This window comes from Synechococcus sp. GFB01 (assembly GCF_001039265.1).
Lineage (GTDB): Bacteria > Cyanobacteriota > Cyanobacteriia > PCC-6307 > Cyanobiaceae > NIES-981.
Genome location: NZ_LFEK01000105.1, coordinates 1 through 3260, shown reverse-complemented (window position 1 = coordinate 3260; position 3260 = coordinate 1). Strand labels below are relative to the sequence as shown.

1 protein-coding gene and 3 pseudogenes are annotated in these 3260 nt (G+C 67.0%); all 4 read left to right on the top strand.

Annotation, left to right across the window (positions count from 1 at the left end; all coding sequences use genetic code 11):
* Nucleotides 1–169: 169 nt before the first annotated feature.
* A pseudogene (locus SYNGFB01_RS09980) lies at nt 170–814 on the top strand (thiazole synthase); the annotation flags it as partial.
* 89 nt (nt 815–903) lie between these two features.
* The gene (psb34, locus tag SYNGFB01_RS09975) at nt 904–1071 is read left to right on the top strand and encodes a photosystem II assembly protein Psb34 (RefSeq protein ID WP_048016972.1); all 168 of its coding nucleotides are present in this window, start codon (nt 904–906) and stop codon (nt 1069–1071) included.
* 105 nt (nt 1072–1176) lie between these two features.
* A pseudogene (locus SYNGFB01_RS09970) lies at nt 1177–2368 on the top strand (NAD-dependent epimerase/dehydratase family protein).
* 2 nt (nt 2369–2370) lie between these two features.
* Nucleotides 2371–3260, top strand: a pseudogene (locus tag SYNGFB01_RS09965) (glycosyltransferase family 4 protein); the annotation flags it as partial.

The window sequence follows — 3260 nt, the reverse complement described above, 5'->3', positions numbered from 1 at the left end:
CAATGGCGGCGCGATCGTGTCGCAGACCGGCACCAATGGTACCTCCACCATCACCCAGGGCGGCAACAGCAACGATGCCAGCCTGACCCAGACCGGCACCGGCAACGGTTCCGAGATCGTGCAGGACAACGGCACCGGCAGCAGCGATGACAACAACACCGCCAACGTGACCCAGGCCGCCGGCCACGAGGGGCTGATGGAGGCGATCGACTGGACGCGGATCTGGATGCTGCCCAACACGGCCGCTGCGCCACGGCCGAGGAAGCGGTGCGGGTGGCACGGCTTGGGCGGGAGCTGGCCAGGCTGGCCGGGCAGGAGGACAACAGCTTCGTGAAACTGGAGGTGATTCCCGACTCGAAGCACCTGCTCCCGGACCCGATCGGCACCCTGGCGGCTGCCGAGCAACTGGTGAAGGAGGGCTTCACCGTGCTGCCCTACATCAATGCCGATCCGCTGCTGGCCAGGCGCCTCGAGGAGGCGGCTGCGCCACGGTGATGCCGCTGGGTTCACCGATCGGCTCGGGTCAGGGCATCCGCAATGCCGCCAACATCGCCCTGATCATCGAGAACGCCGGCGTGCCCGTGGTGGTGGACGCCGGCATCGGTGTGCCCAGCGAGGCAGCCCAGGCGATGGAGATGGGCGCCGACGCCCTGCTGATCAACAGCGCCATCGCCCTGGCCGCAACCCTCCCGCCATGGCCCTGGCCATGGCCCAGGCCTGCGAGGCGGGTCGCCGCGCCCTGCTGGCCGGCAGGCTGCCGATGCGACCCCAGGCCAGCCCGAGCTCCCCAACCACGGGGCGTGTGGGCAGCTGAGCCCAGGGTGGGGCACATGAAGTTCCGTGCCGAGCCCCGGCAACGACCGCGCGGCCATCCATAAGGTGGCCACCAGTGCAGAGGTCTCCATGCAGGTCACCGAGGAAGACGGCGGCAAACTCAACGCCTTCGCCCGCGAACCCCGCATGGTGGTGATGGAGAAGGGGGAGGGCAGCACGGCCAACACCCGCCTGCTGCTGATCGGCGGGGCGGTGCTGGTGCTGGTGCTCGTCGCGGTTGCTGCCGGCATCAGCTGAGGCCCGGCCGCACCCGAGAGCCCTGCCGAAGGCCTGTAGTAGCTTGCGGATCAGAGCACGCGCCCATCCGGCAAGGAGTCTGGGTTTTTTGCCATGACGGTCGCCATGAAGGTCTTCGTTCTGGGCGGCGATGGGTTCTGCGGCTGGCCCTGCGCCGTGAACCTGGCCGATGCGGGTCACGATGTGGTCATCGTCGACAACCTCAGTCGCCGCAAGATCGACATCGACCTGGGCGTTGAGTCACTCACTCCGATCGCCACGATCAGCGACCGTCTGCGGGCGTGGGAACAGGTGGGCGGCCGGGCGATGCGCTTCGTGCATCTCGACATCGCCCGGGAGTACGACCGGCTGCTGGAGCTGCTGCGCAGCGAGCGACCGGCTGCGGTGGTGCATTTCGCCGAACAGCGCGCAGCCCCCTACTCGATGAAGAGCAGCGCCACGAAGCGCTACACGGTCGACAACAACGTCAACGGCACCCACAACCTGCTGGCCGCGCTCGTGGAAAGCGGCCTCGACAGCCACATCGTGCACCTGGGCACGATGGGGGTCTACGGCTATGGCTCCCACCGGGGCGCCACCATTCCCGAGGCTATCTCACCGTCGAGGTGCCCCAGCCCGACGCAGCCGCTTCACCGAGAAGATCCTGCACCCAGCAGACCCAGGCAGCGTCTATCACATGACCAAGACGCTGGATCAGCTGCTCTTCTATTACTACAACAAGAACGACGGAATCCGCGTCACCGACCTGCACCAGGGCATCGTGTGGGGCACCAACACCGCCCTCACCGAGAAGGATCCCCGCCTCACCAACCGGTTCGACTACGACGGCGACTACGGCACCGTGCTCAACCGCTTCCTGATGCAGGCGGCGATCGGCTACCCGCTCACCGTGCATGGCACCGGCGGTCAGACCCGCGCCTTCATCCACATCCGCGACTCGGTGCGCTGCGTGCAGCTGGCCCTGGAACACCCGCCTCTCCCCGGCGAGAAGGTGAAGATCTTCAACCAGATGACCGAAAGCCACCAGGTGGGCGAGCTGGCCGAGAAGGTGGCCGCTCTTACAGGCGCCCAGATCAACTATCTGCCCAATCCCCGCAAGGAAGCCATCGAGAACGACCTGATCGTCGACAACCGCTGCTTCATCGAACTGGGTCTCAAGCCCACCACCCTCGATGACGGCCTGCTGGCCGAGGTGGTGGATGTGGCGCGCCGCTGGGCTGACCGCTGCGACCGCTCCCGCATCCCCTGCCAGTCGGCCTGGACCCAGACCCAGGCTCAGGCGATCAACGCCCGCTGATCTTGCGGATCGCGTTCTTCACCGAGACCTTCCTGCCGAAGGTCGACGGCATCGTTACCAGGCTCACCAAGACCCTGCCGCACCTCGTGGCCGCGGGTGATGCGGTGATGGTGTTCTGCCCCGAGGGGGCACCCGAGAGCTACGTGGGGGCCGAGGTGGTCGGGGTGCCTGCCATGCCGCTGCCGCTCTATCCGGAACTCAAGCTGGCCCTGCCAAGACCTGCCGTGGCCGAGGCCCTGGAGCGCTTCCGGCCCGATCTGGTGCATGTGGTGAACCCGGCCGTGCTGGGCCTGGGTGGGATCTGGCTGGCCAAGACCAAGGGCTACCCGCTCGTGGCCAGCTACCACACACACCTGCCGAAATATCTCGAGCACTACGGGATGGGGATGCTGGAACCGCTCCTCTGGGAGCTGCTCAAGGCGGCCCACAACCAGGCCAGCCTCAACCTCTGCACCTCCACCGCCATGGTGTCTGAACTGAGCGCCAAGGGGATCCAGAACACCGCCCTCTGGCAGCGAGGCGTCGACACGGAGCTGTTCCGCCCAGAACTGCGCAGCCTGGCGATGCGCAGACGTCTGCTGGGCAGCCACACCGACAGCGACAAGCTGCTGCTCTACATCGGCCGACTTTCGGCGGAGAAGCAGATCGAGCGGATCCGACCCGTGCTCGAGGCGATCCCTGATGCGCGCCTGGCCCTGGTGGGAGATGGACCGCATCGTGCCCGCCTGGAGGAGACCTTCGCCGGCCTGCCGGTGACTTTCGTGGGCTACCTGGCCGGCGAGGAACTGGCCAGCGCCTACGCCAGCGGCGATGCCTTCGTGTTCCCATCGAGCACCGAAACCCTTGGATTGGTGCTGCTGGAAGCGATGGCAGCCGCTGTCCGGTGGTGGGA